Annotated in this window: 10 protein-coding genes, 1 tRNA gene and 5 pseudogenes; 9 read left to right on the top strand and 7 right to left on the bottom strand. The window is 49.4% G+C overall.

Annotated elements, in window-relative coordinates:
- The first annotated feature begins 78 nt into the window (after window positions 1-78).
- Window positions 79-1,788 carry an AsmA family protein gene (locus ACLJRE_RS12750; RefSeq protein WP_000766646.1) on the top strand — a complete coding sequence of 570 codons (1,710 nt, stop codon included), beginning with the start codon at window positions 79-81 and terminating at the stop codon, window positions 1,786-1,788.
- A 102-nt stretch (window positions 1,789-1,890) separates the two neighbouring features.
- On the opposite strand, the gene yicI is transcribed toward ACLJRE_RS12750, so the two are convergent.
- Both yicI and ACLJRE_RS12740 read right to left on the bottom strand, forming a co-directional pair.
- Window positions 1,891-4,209, bottom strand: a complete 2,319-nt coding sequence (yicI, locus tag ACLJRE_RS12745) for an alpha-xylosidase (RefSeq protein ID WP_023197167.1) — start codon at window positions 4,207-4,209, stop codon at window positions 1,891-1,893.
- Window positions 4,210-4,220: 11 nt separating this feature from the next.
- Window positions 4,221-5,603 carry a glycoside-pentoside-hexuronide family transporter gene (locus ACLJRE_RS12740; RefSeq protein WP_000834258.1) on the bottom strand — a complete coding sequence of 461 codons (1,383 nt, stop codon included), beginning with the start codon at window positions 5,601-5,603 and terminating at the stop codon, window positions 4,221-4,223.
- A gap of 287 nt (window positions 5,604-5,890) precedes the next feature.
- On the opposite strand from ACLJRE_RS12740, the gene ACLJRE_RS12735 reads away from it, so the two are divergent.
- Window positions 5,891-5,985, top strand: a tRNA-Sec gene (locus ACLJRE_RS12735).
- 317 nt (window positions 5,986-6,302) lie between these two features.
- On the opposite strand, the gene ACLJRE_RS12730 is transcribed toward ACLJRE_RS12735, so the two are convergent.
- Window positions 6,303-6,647 (bottom strand): hypothetical protein, encoded by a 345-nt coding sequence (locus ACLJRE_RS12730; RefSeq protein ID WP_001636043.1) that lies wholly within the window; start codon window positions 6,645-6,647, stop codon window positions 6,303-6,305.
- Between the two features lie 379 nt (window positions 6,648-7,026).
- Here ACLJRE_RS12730 and ACLJRE_RS12725 point away from each other — a divergent pair.
- From ACLJRE_RS12725 to rhuM, 4 genes and pseudogenes are all read left to right on the top strand, one after another.
- Window positions 7,027-7,190: pseudogene (locus ACLJRE_RS12725) on the top strand (TA system toxin CbtA family protein); the annotation flags it as partial.
- 134 nt (window positions 7,191-7,324) lie between these two features.
- A pseudogene (locus ACLJRE_RS12720) lies at window positions 7,325-8,516 on the top strand (AAA family ATPase).
- Window positions 8,517-8,545: 29 nt separating this feature from the next.
- A pseudogene (locus ACLJRE_RS12715) lies at window positions 8,546-8,962 on the top strand (DUF4942 domain-containing protein); the annotation flags it as partial.
- An 87-nt stretch (window positions 8,963-9,049) separates the two neighbouring features.
- On the top strand, window positions 9,050-10,081 hold the full coding sequence (gene rhuM / locus ACLJRE_RS12710) for a virulence protein RhuM (protein ID WP_001636046.1): 1,032 nt from the start codon (window positions 9,050-9,052) through the stop codon (window positions 10,079-10,081).
- 159 nt (window positions 10,082-10,240) lie between these two features.
- Here rhuM and ACLJRE_RS12705 read toward each other — a convergent pair.
- Window positions 10,241-10,372, bottom strand: a pseudogene (locus ACLJRE_RS12705) (transposase); the annotation flags it as partial.
- A gap of 146 nt (window positions 10,373-10,518) precedes the next feature.
- On the opposite strand from ACLJRE_RS12705, the pseudogene ACLJRE_RS12700 reads away from it, so the two are divergent.
- The 3 genes and pseudogenes from ACLJRE_RS12700 to misL all read left to right on the top strand — a co-directional run.
- Window positions 10,519-10,629 (top strand): annotated as a pseudogene (locus tag ACLJRE_RS12700) (transposase); the annotation flags it as partial.
- A gap of 756 nt (window positions 10,630-11,385) precedes the next feature.
- On the top strand, window positions 11,386-12,003 hold the full coding sequence (locus tag ACLJRE_RS12695) for a helix-turn-helix transcriptional regulator (RefSeq protein ID WP_000984812.1): 618 nt from the start codon (window positions 11,386-11,388) through the stop codon (window positions 12,001-12,003).
- 74 nt (window positions 12,004-12,077) lie between these two features.
- The gene (gene misL, locus ACLJRE_RS12690) at window positions 12,078-14,945 is read left to right on the top strand and encodes an intestinal colonization autotransporter adhesin MisL (protein WP_023212624.1); all 2,868 of its coding nucleotides are present in this window, start codon (window positions 12,078-12,080) and stop codon (window positions 14,943-14,945) included.
- A 94-nt stretch (window positions 14,946-15,039) separates the two neighbouring features.
- On the opposite strand, the gene ACLJRE_RS12685 is transcribed toward misL, so the two are convergent.
- The 3 genes from ACLJRE_RS12685 to ACLJRE_RS12675 all read right to left on the bottom strand — a co-directional run bounded on the left by ACLJRE_RS12685 (window position 15,040) and on the right by ACLJRE_RS12675 (window position 17,479).
- The gene (locus tag ACLJRE_RS12685) at window positions 15,040-15,504 is read right to left on the bottom strand and encodes a hypothetical protein (RefSeq protein WP_023212625.1); all 465 of its coding nucleotides are present in this window, start codon (window positions 15,502-15,504) and stop codon (window positions 15,040-15,042) included.
- A gap of 10 nt (window positions 15,505-15,514) precedes the next feature.
- Window positions 15,515-16,372 (bottom strand): transcriptional regulator, encoded by an 858-nt coding sequence (locus ACLJRE_RS12680; protein WP_023229738.1) that lies wholly within the window; start codon window positions 16,370-16,372, stop codon window positions 15,515-15,517.
- Between the two features lie 627 nt (window positions 16,373-16,999).
- Window positions 17,000-17,479, bottom strand: a complete 480-nt coding sequence (locus tag ACLJRE_RS12675; RefSeq protein ID WP_000970020.1) for a hypothetical protein — start codon at window positions 17,477-17,479, stop codon at window positions 17,000-17,002.
- Between the last annotated feature and the right edge of the window lie 63 nt (window positions 17,480-17,542).

Genomic DNA, 17,542 nt, shown 5'->3' with positions numbered 1-17,542 from the left:
CTTTCACCATTCCTGTCTTGAGGATTGCACGCAAATCGTGCATAAATCCCCTATGTGCATTTCACGGGATGGAAGACCATGAAATTGATTGGGAGGTTGCTTCTCTATGTGCTGATCGCCTGTTTAGTGGTGATTTTCGGCTTTTATTTTCTGCTGCAAACGCGCTGGGGCGCAGATCACATCAGCAACTGGGTATCAGAGAACAGCGGTTATCACCTCACATTCGACGTGATGGATCATCGTTTTTCCGCCCCATCCCATCTTTTACTGGAGAATGTGACCTTTGGTCGTGATGGTCAGCCTGCTACCCTGGTCGCGAAAACCGTAGATATCGGTCTGAGCATTCGCCAGTTAACCGCGCCGCTGCATGTCGACACGATTCTGTTACAGGACGGCACGCTGAATATTTCAGTGCAAACCGCCCCTTTCCCGTTTGAGGCCGACCGCCTGCAACTTCGCAATATGGCGCTCAATAGTCCCGGCAGCGAATGGCGGTTGAGCGCCCAGCGCGTTAACGGCGGCGTTATGCCCTGGCGCCCCGAAGCCGGTCGGGTATTGGGCAATAAAGCCCAGATCCAACTGAGCGCTGGTTCGCTGACGTTAAACGACGTTCCCGCCACGAATGTGCTTATTGAAGGCAGTATCGACCATAATCAGGTGATGTTAAACACCGTCGGCGCCGATATGGCGCGCGGAGCGTTAACCGGCGTCGCCCGGCGTAACGCTGACGGTAGTTGGGTCGTTGAAAATCTGCGGCTGAATGATATTCGGTTACAAAGCGATAAATCCCTGAGTGAGTTTTTCGCGCCGCTTACTACGGTTCCATCTTTGCAGATTGGTCGTCTTGAAGTGACGGACTCCAGCCTGCAAGGACCAGACTGGGCAGTCACCGATCTTGACCTGAGTTTGCGCAATCTGACTCTGCGCAAAGAAGACTGGCAAAGTCAGGAAGGTAAATTATCGATGAACGCCAGCGAGTTTATTTACGGCTCGCTGCACTTGCTCGATCCAATCCTGAACGCCGAATTTTCACCACAGGGCGTTGCGCTACGCCAGTTCACCACCCGCTGGGAAGGCGGTATGGTCAGAACTTCCGGCGCCTGGTTACGCGAAGGCAAAGCGCTTATTCTGGACGATACCGCTATCGCCGGGCTGGAGTACACGCTGCCGGAAAACTGGAAGCAGTTATGGATGAAGCCGTTGCCCGACTGGTTGAACAGCCTGACGCTGAAAAAATTCAGCGCCAGCCGCAACCTGGTGATTGATATCGACCCAGCCTTCCCGTGGCAAATCACCGCTCTGGACGGCTACGGCGCAAACCTGGAGCTGGTACAACATCATCAATGGGGCGTCTGGAGCGGCAATGCGACCCTCAACGCCGCAGCGGCAACCTTTAACCGTGTGGATGTGCGCCGCCCGTCGCTGTCGTTGACGGCTAATGCCAGCACGGTCAACATCAGCGATCTGAGCGCGTTTACTGGAAAAGGGATACTGGAAGCCACTGCCAGCGTATCGCAACTGCCGCAGCGTCAGACGCAAATCAGCCTGAACGGACGCGGCGTACCAATGGATGTGCTACAGCAGTGGGGCTGGCCGGCATTACCGATTGCTGGCGATGGCAATATTCAGCTCACGGCCAGCGGCAATATTCAGGCCGATGCGCCGTTGAAACCGACGGTAAATGGGCAATTACACGCGGTCAACGCACAAAAGCAGCAGATAACGCAAACGATGCAAGCGGGCGTGGTGTCCGGCGGGGAAGTTACGTCAACGGAGCCAGCGCTGTAATTGAGGGCTTGCCCGGTGGCGATGGCGCTTACCGGGCTTACGGTTCTTGCTCATTTATAGGCCGGATAAGCGCAGCTCACGGCGCCATCCGGCGATTCAGATTTAAAGCGTAATCACCACTTCATTTCCCTGCGGGGTGATCACTACGCCCAGTTCACTTCCCGCATATGAGCCGCATTTGGTACCGCTAATCTGCGTAATATTACGCAGACACAGCGTCCAGTTGCGCGCCTCGCCTTCGCCGCTCACCGTAATGGTATTGCCTGTGCGTTTCGCCTGCAGCGTAAAGATTGTCGAACCATCCGTAGCAGGGACTTCGCAGACCGCTTCGCAACCGTCATCCAGATGGAATAACTGGAAGGCCGTACCCTCATGCCAGGCGTAATCGGGCTTCTGGCTATTGTTGCCCAGCGCCAGTAGTGTATTGTCACGCACGTACACTGGCAGGCTCAGGAAGCCATGCTGCTGTTTATGCCAGCGACTGCCCTGCACTTCATCGTTGCGCCACAGGTGCGTCCAGCGGCCTTCTGGCAGGTAGAACTCCACGTCGCCCGCTTCACTAAATACCGGCGCTACCATGACCGCATCTCCCAGCATGTACTGGCGATCAAGATAATCACACGCCGGATCGTCCGGGAACTCCAGCATCATCGCCCGCATCATTGGCGTACCGGCTTCGTTGGCGCGCGCCGCTTCCCGATACAGATACGGCATCATCCGGCACTTCTGTTCGGTGAAGAAGCGCACCACGTCACAGGACTCGTCGTCATAGGCCCACGGAACCCGGTAGGATTTGCTACCGTGCAGGCGGCTGTGGCTGGAGAGCAAGCCGAATGCGCACCAACGCTTGTAGACATGCGCCGGCGCGGTATTCTCGAATCCGCCAATATCATGGCTCCAGAAGCCAAATCCTGACAGGCCAATGGACAGCCCGCCGCGCAGGCTTTCCGCCATCGATTCGTAGTTGGCGTAACAGTCGCCGCCCCAGTGCACCGGGAACTGTTGCGCGCCCACCGAGGCGGAACGGGCGAACAGCACCGCCTCTTCAACGCCGACGGTCTCTTTCAGCACGTTCCACACCAGTTCGTTGTAGATATAGGCATAATGGTTATGCATTTTCTGTGGATCTGAACCATCAAACCACTGCACATCCGTTGGAATGCGTTCGCCGAAGTCAGTTTTGAAGCAGTCCACTCCCATCTCCACCAGGCCCTTCAGCTTGTCGGCATACCATTCGCAGGCTTGCGGGTTGGTGAAGTCGTAAATCGCCAGTCCCGGCTGCCATTTATCCCACTGCCACAAGGAGCCGTCCGGGCGTTTAAGCAAATACCCTTTCTCTTTTAGCTCCTGGAAGACCGGGGATTTCTGGCCGATGTAGGGGTTAATCCACACGCAGACTTTCAGCCCTTTCGCTTTCAGGCGGCGAATCATCCCTTTCGGATCGGGGAAAGTCACCGGGTCCCAATCAAAATCGCACCACTGAAAAGCTTTCATCCAGAAACAGTCGAAGTGGAAGACGTGCAGCGGTAGATTGCGCTCGGCCATACCGTCGATAAAGCTGTTAACGGTCGCTTCGTCGTAGTTGGTGGTAAATGAGGTGGTCAGCCACAGGCCAAACGACCAGGCGGGCGGCAGCGCCGGACGACCCGTAAATTGGGTATAGCGGTTCAGCACGTCTTTCGGGGTCGGGCCGTCGATGACGAAGTATTCCAGATACTCGCTCTCAACGCTGAACTGGACTTTGGAGACTTTCTCGGAGCCAATTTCAAACGACACGCACTGCGGATGGTTTACCAGCACACCGTAGCCACGGTTGGTGATATAGAACGGGATGTTCTTGTAAGACTGCTCGGTGCTGGTGCCGCCGTCGCGGTTCCAGGTCTCCACCGTCTGACCGTTACGCACCAGCGCGGTAAAGCGCTCGCCCAGCCCGTAGACGGTTTCGCCCACGCCGAGATCCAGGCGCTCGAACATGTAGTTGCGCCCGCTGTTGGTGTCCTGTACATAGCCGTTATTTTTCAACTGGCTACCGGTGATACGTACACCGTTGCGCAGAAAATCCAGGGACCAGAGCTCGCCTTTGGTGACGCGCACGCTCAGGCTGCCGCTCTTGAGTTCGGCAAATTCGGCGTTGTTCTGCATCTCTACGTTGATATCTTGCAAGACATTGAGTGGATAATGTGGGCCGTTATCCAAAGCGCCCTGGAAGTGTTCCATCCGTACACCTATCACTCCTTCCTGCGGCGAGAAAAAGCGCAAGGTAAACAACGGGGTATCCAGTTGCCAGGTTCGTTCGCGGACATCGCGCGGCGCGGCATAGACCACCATCTCATTCCCCTGCTGTTCAACGTCGAACACCTGAACCGGGTGAATCAAATTAAGGCCAGGCTGGATCAGCCAGTTTCCGTCGCTAATTTTCATAGTCTGTTCCTTTAGTTCTGCAATTCTTTATGGGGAAATTCTTGTTCGTTACGGTGTGCGCCCTGCGCCAGTTGTTCCAGAATGGTTTTCAGGAACGGGCTTTTCAGGGTGTAGTAGCGTTTAGCGATCGCGGCGCTCAGCAGATAACAGATGGCCGGGACGATAGTGAACAGAGCGATGATGATGCTGATCGTGGCGCTGTTTTGCGTTTTCGCCGCCGCGTCGTAACCGCCGCCTGCCAACATCCAGCCAATCAGCGCCCCGCCGAGGGCAAGACCCAGTTTCAGCACGAACAACGTGCCGGCAAAACTGATCCCCGTCAGGCGTTTGCCGTTACACCATTCGCCATAGTCGACGGTGTCAGACATCATCACCCACTGGATAGGCGTGACTAACTGGTGCAACACGCCAATCACGAAGATAAAGACGAACATAGCGATCGTGGCGTGCATCGGTACGAAGAACATCGCCACGCTGATTACTGCGAGTAAAGCGTTGGTCCACCAGAAAACGCTCACTTTGCATTTCCAGTCGGTCAACGGTTTTGCCAGCGCCGAGCCAATCAGGTTGCCGACGCAATAGGTGGTGAGGAAGGCGACAAACACGCCCGGTTTGCCCAATATCCAGGTGACGTAATACATCATCGCCCCGCCGCGCACGCATACCGCCAGAATATTCAGGATGGTGAGCAGGCCGACTATGCGCCACTGGTCGTTGTGCCAGATATCACGCAGGTCTTCACGCATGGAGGTATGGGTGGCAGGCGCTTCAACGCGCTCTTTGGTGGTAAAGAAGCAGAATGCCAGCATCAGGAACGCCACCACCGAGAGCGCCGCGATACCCCCCTGGAAGCCCAGCGCCTTATTCTCGCCGCCAATCAGTTTCACCAGAGGCATCATCAGTACGGTAGAGAGCATTCCGCCCGCCGTTGCCAGCACAAAGCGCCAGGATTGCAGGGAGATACGCTGCGTTGGGTCATTGGTTATTACACCCCCCAACGCGCAGTAAGGGATGTTGACCACAGTGTACAGAAGGGTGAGCAACGTGTAGGTGATGGCGGCATAAATCATTTTGCCGTTCAGACTGAGATCCGGCGTGCTATAAGCCAGCACACAAACGATACCAAACGGCAACGCGCCAAACAGCACCCAGGGTCGGAATTTGCCCCAGCGAGAGCGGGTGCGGTCGGCCAGCAGGCCCATGCAAGGGTCGGAGATGGCATCAAGCGCACGCGCCAGTAAAAACATGGTGCCGACAAAACCAGCAGGAATGCCGAAAATATCGGTATAGAAGAACATCATATATAACATGACGTTATCAAAGATGATGTGGCTCGCGGCATCGCCCATACCATAGCCAATCTTCTCCTTAACGGAGAGAATTTCACTTTTCATTACGCATCCTTAACGCTCACAACACTCACTGATACCGGTTACAGTTTTTGTAAACCTTCCCTGCGAGCGTGAATATTCCGTTATTTAGTTATCAAATTACGATTCTTGTTTTCTGTGATCGGGGTAGCGTCAAAAAGTGTGATGAAATGTAACTAATGGATTTTATGGGGATTTACATGAAACCGATCATGGCAGAAGGAAAGGGAAGTTAAAAAAGCACGGGAGGGGATGTGGAAACGCCAGGAAGTAGCTATAATGCGCGCGCCTCCATGTAGCAATCGAGGCGCGGAAGATCGTCGTCTCCGGTGAGGCGGCTGGACTTCAAATCCAGTTGGGGCCGCCAGCGGTCCCGGGCAGGTTCGACTCCTGTGATCTTCCGCCAAAATCCTTCTCTTATGCCCACCATTCGTCCTCTATTTCAAGATAAAGTATTTGCTTATTATTAAGACCAGTTCTTGCATATAATACGAAAGGAAAGGTGGAGAGAGAAAGTGGAATATTATTTTATTAACCACCACTTACCGATTGCTAAAACCGAACGTCCATTTATTGTGGAATATCGACCGCAAAGAAGGGATAAAAGTACGCCAGGACTAACGCGGGCGGGACTTAACTAATCACCAAACGAACTTGTGGGTCATACTTACAGGTTCATCCTTTCTCAAAAGAGATAACGCTTACCAGGCCAAAATTATAAGATCAACGTATAGAGCCATCCGGATAAAGATACATGCCTTCCTCCAGATACACGGGTTCTCCTTCTTCTACCGCTAAATTATGATATAGCGATTGCATTTCATCGTCTGTACTTTCTTCCTGTTGGTTTTTAACTCGATAATAGGTATCTACATCATAGTTCTGTTTACGGAGATCGTCGTCGCTGTATACGCCAAGCCGTTTTTTTAAGCCTGTTATATTAAATATCCATTTTAATCCATCTTTAATATAATAGGCATCACCATAAGCATTTTCATCTGGGCATTCTTTATAGCCCATCCGCAATGCAACATCACAGCCATGCTTACCAACATATTTATAACTCATATCCCCCCCAATATGTTGCTTCAATATCCCAGATAAAATTCATAACGAAAACCTATCCTGATAACCTATGCCACATGAAGGATAGAATTTAAACTAAAGTACGCGTTATATTATCCCCAAAGTACGTATCAAGTATGCGTATTCTGTGGTAGGTAGTAATATGTTCTAATTTATTAATGTGAGTTATATATGAAGAGATTATTTACAGCGATGATTATCGCTTTTATTACCGTCACGGCATCATCCGGTGCGCTTGCCTGCCCAAAGGGTCAACATCCACATGGGGGTACGGGCTCACATCATAAGGGTGGATGGTGTTCATACGAGCAGTAACGTCGCAGCTTACTCATCTACTTGAAGGCACTATAGCCTTACGTTTATTAACGCAGGCGCTACGTTTGTCGATGCCGTAACTTTCTGAAGAAAAAACATGAACGAGTTGGTATCGATCGCAAAGAATATGGTTACCAGCAACAGTCACCTTGTCTCCAGGCTGTCGATATCCTACGGGCACGACAGGAAAGGATTTTATTAATTCCTTAGAAAAACCATTTTAATCAACAGGATAAATAGTTGAAACGTGATAAAAGGCGTAACCTTTGCCCGCTTAAAGCGGGCAATATTGCAGGCAAGAGATGTTATTATACTAAAACATAAAAACAGGTGAGGCTGGTGTAATGAGAATCGACAAACTTTCACTGCTTAACTTTCGTTGTTTCAGGCAGCTCGATATTACTTTTGATGAACACATTACGATTCTGGTTGCACCGAACGGCGCGGGCAAGACGACAGTGCTGGATGCGATACGCCTGGCGCTGTTTCCCTTTATTCGTGGTTTTGATGCCAGCCTCTACGTAAAAGATAAATCGCTGGCGATCCGTACAGAAGATGTACGTCTGGTTTTCCGCCCCGAAGCGCTGAATATGGAAATGTCGTCTCCGGCCATGATTACGGCTACCGGGGAATGGGAAAGTGGAAAAACGGCAACCTGGATGCTCGACAAGCGAGGAGAACAGCCGCCGCATGAAGATAAGACAGCGGCGCAGCTTACCCGTTGGGGTGAACAAACTTCAGACGCTGGTGCGTGAAGAGCATAATTTGCAGCAGGTTGAGCTTCCCCTAATGCTTTATCTGGGGACTGCTCGCTTGTGGTATCAGGAACGTTATGAGGCACAGCCTACTGAACAGCGTCTGGATAACAGCGCCTTTTCACGTTTGTCTGGTTATGACGATTGCCTTTCTGCCACATCAAATTATAAGCAATTTGAACAATGGTATAGCTGGTTATGGCTTAGCTACCGTGAACATCAAATCACACAACTTGAATCACCTTCAGCAAAGTTAAAAGAAGGTGTTCGTGCTCAGCGGATGAAAGAAGCTATTCAGGCTATCCAGCAAACCATTAATTATCTGACGCAGGAAGTGACTGGCTGGCGCGATCTGGAATACAGTTCCAGCCATAACCAGCAACTGGTCATGAGCCATCCACAGCACGGTAAGATCCCCTTACCCCAGCTTAGCGACGGCCTGCGTAATGCGGTTGCGATGGTAGCGGATATCGCGTTTCGCTGTGTCAAACTCAACCCCCATTTACGCGATGAAGCCGCCTTAAAAACACAGGGGATTGTGCTGATCGATGAAGTCGATATGTTCCTGCACCCAGCCTGGCAGCAACAAATTATCCAGTCTTTGCGCAGCGCATTTCCGCAGATCCAGTTTATTGTTACGACCCATAGCCCGCAGGTTATCAGCACGGTAAAACGTGAGTCTGTTCGCCTACTTGAACAGGACGAGAAAGGTAATGGTCTGGCGTCAATACCACCGGGGCGACCTACGGCGAGCCAAGTAATGATGTACTGCACAGCGTGATGGGCGTCGATCCGCAACCTCCGGTTAAGGAACAGGATGTTTTCGAACGTGGGGTTATCAATGTATTTAAGGGGTTAAGCCAGGAGTACAAAACCAATAATCCTTGTTATTTCGGCAAGAAGACTATCGTCAACAATCTGGTGAAGCATGACCGATGGGGCTACAGCCTGAACTGGGGCTGGCGACGCGACCAGCTCGCCGATCTGGAACGAATGCTCTACCTGCTGGATAGTAAAACCATTCCTGACAACTGGCATGATGTCTCTATCCGGTTTATGGACTTCGTGCGCGATAATCCGCGTGAGCAGGTCTTTGAAGACGATATGTTCACCATCCGCTACTTTTAGAAGGGCAGCGGACATATCACATTTAAGCGTCTGGATCTGGTGGAGAAGATGAATGATATCGTGGCGAAGCATTATCCGGGGGCGCTGCCCGCAAAATAAACGCTATCTGCGTAATAAGCTTCACCAGGAATTTCTGGCATACTAGGCAGATTACGGCATTGCGAGTCAGATATAAGCGGAGGCGGCATGGCAGACAAATACTTAACCCAATCCCCGGCAGGCGAATTTGTTATGTTTGCCAGCGATGACGGTGAAGTTCGTGTGGAGTGCCGCTTTGAGCAAGAGACGCTATGGCTCCCTCAGGCAACCATCGCCAACCTTTATCAGATCACTCCCCAGGCAGTTACACAGCACATTAAAGCGATCTATGAAGAAGGCGAACTTGAGCAAAATGCAACCTGTAAGTCTTACTTACAAGTTCAACAGGAAGGTAGCCGTCAGGTAAGCCGCAACAGGCTTCACTACAGCCTGCCTGTCATCCTTGCTGTCGGCTACCGCGTTCGCTCCCCGCGCGGCACGCAGTTCCGCCAGTGGGCAACCCAGATGCTCCAGGAATACCTGATCAAAGGTTTTGTGATGGACGATGAGCGGCTGAAAAATCCGCCCGTGGGTTCATCGGCTGTACCCGACTATTTTGATGAGATGCTGGAGCGTATCCGCGATATTCGCGCCAGCGAGCGTCGGGTTTATTTGCGGGTACGAGAGATCTTTGCGTTAGCCGCCGACTATCAACCATCGCTCAAAGAAACCACGCAATTTTTTCAAACCATCCAGAACAAGTTGCATTTTGCCTGTACCGGGCATACCGCCGCTGAACTCATTCATCAGCGTGCTGACGCCTGCCAGCCGCATATGGGGCTAACCAGCTATAAAGGTGAAGAGGTGCGCAAATGTGACGTGACGGTGGCAAAAAATTATCTCACTCAAGATGAAGTCAGCGAGCTTAACCGCGTAGTTAACATGTGGCTGGATTTTGCCGAGGATCAGGCCCGTCGTCGTCAGCAGGTCTTTTTACGCGACTGGCAGGATAAGCTGGATCAGTTCCTGCAATTTAACGACCGTGAGGTTTTACAAGGCGCAGGTAAAGTCAGTAAGAAAATGGCCGATGAAAAAGCGCAGGCGGAATATAGTCAGTTTGCTGAACAACAACGGCGCTTAAAAGAAGCCGAAGGTGAGAAGGATATCGCCGGTTTGCTACAATGGAAAACAGAACCTTAAAAGTAGCTCAAAATGCCCAGAACCCCACAAGCAAAATCATTTGGGGGCACAATAGTGGGCACCAGTAAAAATCCAACAAGATAAAAATCAATAAATTCAACAGGCCAAGATATCAAATTAGACTCCTGTGATTGCATGATACCGTCGTGAATATGGCGGCTTTATCCAGGCGTAAAGACTGTGGGTAGTAATATCAAGACGTGTTGCGACGCTGGAAACAGAATGGCCGCGCTCAATAACCTGTTTTACCGCTTTAATTATAAACTCTTCGGGATAACGTTTACCGCTCATGGGCTCCTCTCTTTAAGCCATCTTAAATGACTCTGCGGTGTCTGTTAAACCTGTGGCGATTCATTTAATTTTTTGTACGTATTCCACATAATCGTGCTATTCACATTTAGAGATCACGTCATCGATCTGCTGACGAAGGAATCTCTATGCGTAAAGCCCGTCTCACTGAGCATCAGAACATCGCCGTAATTAAGTTGGTCGAAGCCGGACGAACGGTTAAAGATATCTGCCAGGAGGCGGATATTTGTGAAGTGACTGACGACATCTATGGACATTAGGTTTGACCACATTCTGTTTCTCACTAATGTGCTCCGGGAAAGAGTTTTCATCAGATGAACAATTGAAAAGAGAAGCCAGAGGCTGAAGTTGCCTCGACCGATAAGTCTGTCGGTTGCTCACACTGTCACATTCAGAATTAAGTCAGATCAACTTATTGGCAAGGTATAACCCCCGGCATTAAGTTACAAGATTTTCTCATGGCATTAGCATTACACCCCCTTAAAGTTTACATGCGTCTCTATAAAATAGTCTTAAATTTGTATATAAGAAGTTGATGAGAGCACAAATGTCACCATTAAGTCATTGAATAACAATGCAATGAAAGAAAAAATCTTAAATTAGGTTTTAATAATAAGAATTCATTACAGGTTTACAGGAATTACTTTTATATTTCATCACATCACCCCGATAGTGACGAGGGCAGCAGACAGATGGTATTGAGAACCATTATTTATCACTCTCATGATTTAGCAAATAGTGCTGTTTTAAGATTTTTTCTGATATTGGAGATTATGTATAAAAATCCCAATGGGTGAAATACAAATCCGAAATGATGTATTACGACTGTCGGATCTGTCATGGTTCCTTAAAGCTGTATTTTAGGTCTTTCCAGGAGTTTATGACACTGACAATAATTCACGACTTTTGACAGCCGTAGCACTGTATATTATCTGGATTGACACATTTATTTACCAATGAAATATTAATAGAAACATCGACGGGAGTCGTTCAGGATGATGAGAAAGCCTTCACAAATTGTCCATTGCATTAGTTGCGATTTATCCTGTCAATTATTCCCTGACAGCGCAGTACGGGTGCAATACTGTCATAATGCGGCATTTTCCATCTGGCCAGATGGTAATGCTTTCCTGAAAAAAGGGTTTATTGAAAAGTTATTGCTTGATAGACACAACCATTTATCCAGCGGTTTTATCTTTGTTGATTTTTCTTTCCCGAATCTTCGACGATTTACCGATTTACAATGGGCTGACAGTCTGGCAAACAGTGGTATGCATATTGTTCTGATTTCTGACAGAAGTTTAACTCCGCTGGCCAATTACTGGATTTTGAAAAGCAATAAAATACAAGGAATTATTTATTCCGATGACGATGATATTGTGCAACAGCAAAAGATGCACCGCTTGTTTACCGGTCGGCTTGCCAACAGTAAACGTGGACGAACGCTTAACTATACGGAATTTATATTACTGAAGCGCTTTGTATCAGGAATAAGTATTCAGCAGATTGTAAATATTGACAATATTGATATTAAGAAACTTTATGTGCATAAGCTGCGGCTTGAAAATAAGCTAGGGCATAGCATTCATAAAATAATATCAAATATTTTATAGATCCGTTTCCATTTTTATTATTTCCATATTATTGCGATGTGGAAGACGCTTTACGCCATAATGCAGGAGGCAGAATGCCAACTCCCCAAAATTACTCATTCATCGCCATAGCGGTATCAGCAGCATTAGCCTCTATGGTATTTCCCTCCCAGGCGGCCTGGGTTGACGTTGATAGTCTGCCATCCAGTGGGCTGGTTAGTCAGTTGCCGCCGGAATTACAGGCTATTATTCCCGCTCAGGCCAGTACCGGTTTCACCAAAGTCGGTACCATGCCCAACTACGTTTATCAGTGGAACACCGGCACCATCCCGGTTTATGGCAATGGCCTCACGCTTAATGGGCCGGGCGCGGAGGCGTTTGAACACACTGTCACGGTTATTCAAAACAGCGGGACGGGAAGTCCGGGCGTGATTTTTGGCAACGACCTGACCATTCGGACGCAGTCGGCGAATGCCGCGAATAATGGTAGAGACGTCGATGGCATCCGTACTCACGGCGCGAATACTCCGGATAACCCGGTATTTATTATTACCGGTGACCGTACCCGCATCTACGTGGATGGTCAGGATGGTGACGGTATTAACGCCGGATATAACTCACTGGGCCAGGGTTGGACCGGATCGGCCAATATTTACGTCGGCGACGATCTGTATATCAAAACAACAGGTAGCCAGGGACGTGGAATTACAGCCAACGCCATGAGGGATGCGTCACGTGCCAAAAATACGATTGTCGTCGGCAATCGTGCACATATTGTTACTACTGGCGACAGTTCGGAGGGGCTGCGTACCGGACAAAGCGGTTCGTTGATTCGTCTGGGTGACGATGCAACCATCGAAACCTCCGGCGCATCCTCAACGGGGATTTACGCAGCATCCTCCTCCAGAACCGAGCTTGGCCACAACGCTACTATTACGGTGAACGGTGCCAGCGCACACGCGGTATATGCAACTAACGCTACCGTTAATTTGGGAGAGAATGCCACTATTAGTGTTAACAGCGCCAGTAAGGCTGCATCCTATAGTAAAGCTCCTGCCGGTTTATACGCCCTCTCCCGAGGCGCCATTAATCTGGCAGGCGGTGCGGCTATTACTATGGCGGGCGATAACAGTAGCGAAAGTTACGCCATCAGCACGGAGACTGGCGGCATTGTTGACGGTTCTTCAGGAGGACGTTTCATCATCGACGGTGATATTCGTGCTGCTGGCGCCACCGCTGCCAGCGGTACACTACCGCAGCAGAACAGTACGATTAAGCTCAATATGACGGACAACTCGCGATGGAACGGGGCGTCGTACATCACCAGCGCTACGGCGGGCACAGGCGTTATCTCTGTACAAATGAGCGATGCGACCTGGAATATGACCAGCAGCTCAACGCTCACTGACCTGACGCTGAATAGTGGCGCAACCATTAACTTCAGCCATGAAGATGGCGAGCCATGGCAAACGCTCACCATCAATGAAGATTATGTAGGCAACGGCGGTAAGCTGGTCTTTAATACTGTGCTCAACGATGATGATTCCGAAACGGACAGGCTGCAGGTTCTCGGCAATACTTCAGGTAACACATTTGTTGCAGTAAATAATATTGGAGGAGCCGGGGCACAAACCATTGAAGGTATTGAAATTGTTAACGTTGCTGGCAATTCCAACGGTACTTTCGAAAAAGCAAGCCGTATTGTTGCCGGAGCCTATGACTACAACGTGGTGCAGAAAGGTAAAAACTGGTATCTGACCAGCTACATTGAGCCGGACGAACCGATTATTCCTGATCCAGTAGACCCGGTCATCCCTGACCCTGTCATTCCCGATCCGGTGGACCCTGATCCTGTAGACCCGGTCATCCCTGACCCTGTTATTCCCGATCCGGTGGACCCTGATCCTGTAGACCCTGAGCCAGTAGACCCGGTCATCCCTGATCCGACAATTCCTGACATAGGGCAATCTGACACACCGCCGATAACAGAACATCAGTTCCGTCCGGAAGTGGGCAGCTATCTTGCCAACAACTATGCGGCAAATACGCTGTTCATGACGCGTCTCCATGACCGTCTGGGTGAAACCCAGTACACCGACATGCTGACGGGTGAGAAGAAGGTCACCAGCCTGTGGATGCGTAACGTCGGCGCCCATACTCGCTTCAACGATGGCAGCGGGCAGCTAAAAACCCGCATCAACAGCTATGTGTTACAACTGGGAGGCGATCTGGCACAGTGGAGCACTGACGGTCTTGACCGTTGGCATATTGGTGCAATGGCAGGTTATGCCAACAGCCAGAACCGCACGCAGTCGTCCGTGAGTGACTATCATTCCCGTGGTCAAGTCACCGGTTACAGCGTCGGCCTTTACGGCACCTGGTATGCTAACAATATCGATCGGTCTGGGGCTTATGTGGATACCTGGATGCTGTACAACTGGTTTGATAACAAGGTCATGGGTCAGGATCAGGCCGCTGAGAAATATAAATCCAAAGGAATTACCGCCTCGGTTGAAGCCGGTTACAGCTTCAGGTTAGGTGAAAGCGCGCATCAAAGCTACTGGTTGCAGCCCAAAGCGCAGGTGGTATGGATGGGCGTGCAGGCTGACGACAATCGCGAAGCCAATGGTACTCTCGTGAAGGATGATACCGCCGGTAATCTGCTAACCCGCATGGGCGTAAAAGCCTATATTAACGGCCACAACGCTATTGATAACGATAAATCTCGAGAGTTCCAGCCGTTCGTGGAAGCGAACTGGATCCATAATACGCAGCCTGCCAGCGTGAAGATGGACGATGTCAGCAGCGATATGCGTGGTACGAAAAATATTGGTGAACTGAAAGTGGGCATTGAAGGGCAAATTACCCCGCGCCTGAACGTATGGGGTAACGTGGCGCAACAGGTAGGTGACCAGGGCTATAGTAATACCCAAGGCCTACTGGGGGTTAAATACAGTTTCTGATTCAGGTAACAACAGAGCCGCTGATCTTCAGCGGCTTTTACCCGGAAGCGCTTTCATTTGGCTGATACGTTCCATAAACGGCTCCCAAAACAGCTTAATGTGTACAGAAAAATATCGGGCGTTTCCCGATAGTGAACATAAAGCCACGATGGCCCTGAGTCAGGATGGTGTAACTGATGCTTTTCCCTGGATAGACATAAAAATCGGGTAAAACCGTCTCGATAACCGCATCGGACAGTGTTTCGTCACGCGTGACTTTGTTGATATCCGTCGATATAAAATGGGTGCTGTCTTTATTTTCACTCCATACATAGGAAACATCACGGCGGATCACGCCGCTCATTTTATTATCGACGTAATACGTTCCGCTGATGGAAACTACCCCAGTGCGTTTTTTCAGCGAATACATAAAGTCCAGCGTCAGGTTAGCCTGAGTATTGTTATAAAACACAATCACAGGCGCCGTACATTTCTCTGGATCCCGGTGCTTTTCCGTATACAAATGAAAAAGATGCCCAAGCCCTACTCCCAGACACAGTAGCGTCAGGCAGGCTAACATCAGTGCCTTTTTACCCATGTGTCACCCCGCGGAAAAAAAGCGTCACGCAGCCTGTATCGCCGCGCGTTTTATACGGTTGCTGACAAATCAATGCCGTAACCGCTGGGGTGCGACTGCTGGAAGGAAAATAGACCCATGGGTATTTCTGACAATCCATACCGGTTTTTAGAATCATTGACTTATAGCCTGCAAAGCGGCTACCGCTTTCGATATCTTCATTCCGCGAGAAAAAATGACAACCCTGCGTTGTTTCAACCAGCGTGTAGCGATCATAAAAATCCTTATCGGGAACGGTTTGCCAGCTTATAGTGCCAAGCAAAATACCGACAGCAAATGTCCCGGTCATCCAAAGTACAGGTACATAATGTTTAAACCAACGCCCTGACATACGCGGCGGCGTCTCACCCTTTTTTTCTATTGTCTGAGCGAAGTCTTTGCGGATGGTCATGATGCTCACGCCAGGCTCAATCTGAAAGCCTCTACGCGGAACCGTGATTATCAGCGTATCTTCATTTTCGCCAACGGTACGTAATCCGCGGCGAATAATGGAGATATTCTGATAAAGCGTATTTGCCGACACCACCATGCCGTCTTCTTCCCACACTTTTTGAAAGAATGTTTGTTGTGAGACGACGGAGGGGGCGTTTTCCAGCAGAAGGCGCAAGCAGCGGCTGGCGGGCGTTGTCAGAATAATGTTGAGATCTGGCCTCGATAATGACGCCAGGCGATTCATTTCTGGATTAAATTCAATATTATCGTTAATTATCCATAACATCGCATTGTTACCATGCCAAAACATAACGTAGTTGGAGAGGGTTAATAGACACCACTGAGTATAGTCTGATGCTGTGGCTGCGTAGCAGGACATGGATTGTCCCCTGCACATACCGATCATATAGAAGAGCGAGAGGCATAAGACATTAACAGGTAAGCGTAGACACCGCTTTTCTCATTATAGCAGGCAAATAATGTGATGGACGCCCCTTCCTGAAGTAGCCAGAGCTATATTTTTACAAACTGCATTATTCCGGGAGTAGTATCACACGGTATTGATATTGCCAAATCTGTTTTTCAGTTCTGCGTCTGGATGGATGGTGGCTCCGTTGCATGGAATAAAAAAATCTCACGCTCCAGATTGCAGGATACCTTTCGACAAATTGAGCCCGTAACGCTTAACGCTATGAGGCTTGTTTAACCTCTCATTTTTGGGGAGTAACGTTCAGTACAATGGGGTATCCCGCGAGGCTGACTCCAGCACAACATGTAAAAGCCTTTTTTCGTAGCCAGAGGAACAACGCCAACGATACTCTGGCAATTTGTGAGACTGTGTTTCGCCCGGGTATTTACTTTGTTTCTGTAAATACACCTCTCTGTGGGGTGAAAAAAAGGCAGGATACTCCAGTTTACCCCTGGTGCTATTTTCAGCGGGAAGGTCAGCTCTGAAATTTATTTCATAACTTATGGTTCTACCCTGGAACCGACAAATTTTGAGCGATTATTTATGAAAGTTACGTTTTTTTGGAAGCTGGTAACGTTGTACACGCTCCTGATGCTCCCTCAATTTTTCCTTGTACCACATATCACTACACCCCGGATCACTCGGAGTAAGGCAATATAAATTTTTATCTGTTTGAGGCTCCTTCTTCTCCCAGGATAATGTTGGTTTATCTTTTGGTAAATATAAATATTCTTTATTATCAGTAGAATATGGATGATTTGATGAGGCAGATGCTGCCATGCTATAAAGCAATAAGATTAAAAGGATATTCATCTTTTTTAAGCGTGGCATGAGCGTGCTTCCTTCAGGATTAAATACATACGACCTCCCTGAAAAGGTCAAAGTTCCCGTTAAAGCATTGACCCTCCCCCCTGAAAACAACGACTGCTGGTAGCATTTCAGGAACACGCCCTCCCGGATAAGTGTAAGCTTTCCCGGACGGGCACTCAGCGCCACCCTATCCTTTATCTCCATCATTCATTGTCCTTATTTTCCCCCGCGTTCCCGCGGAGGAGAATAAAAACCATCATTAAAAATAAA

It is taken from the genome of Salmonella sp. SAL04157 (assembly GCF_046551635.1).
Lineage (GTDB): Bacteria > Pseudomonadota > Gammaproteobacteria > Enterobacterales > Enterobacteriaceae > Salmonella > Salmonella enterica.
This window is presented reverse-complemented; position numbering and strand designations above follow the sequence as displayed.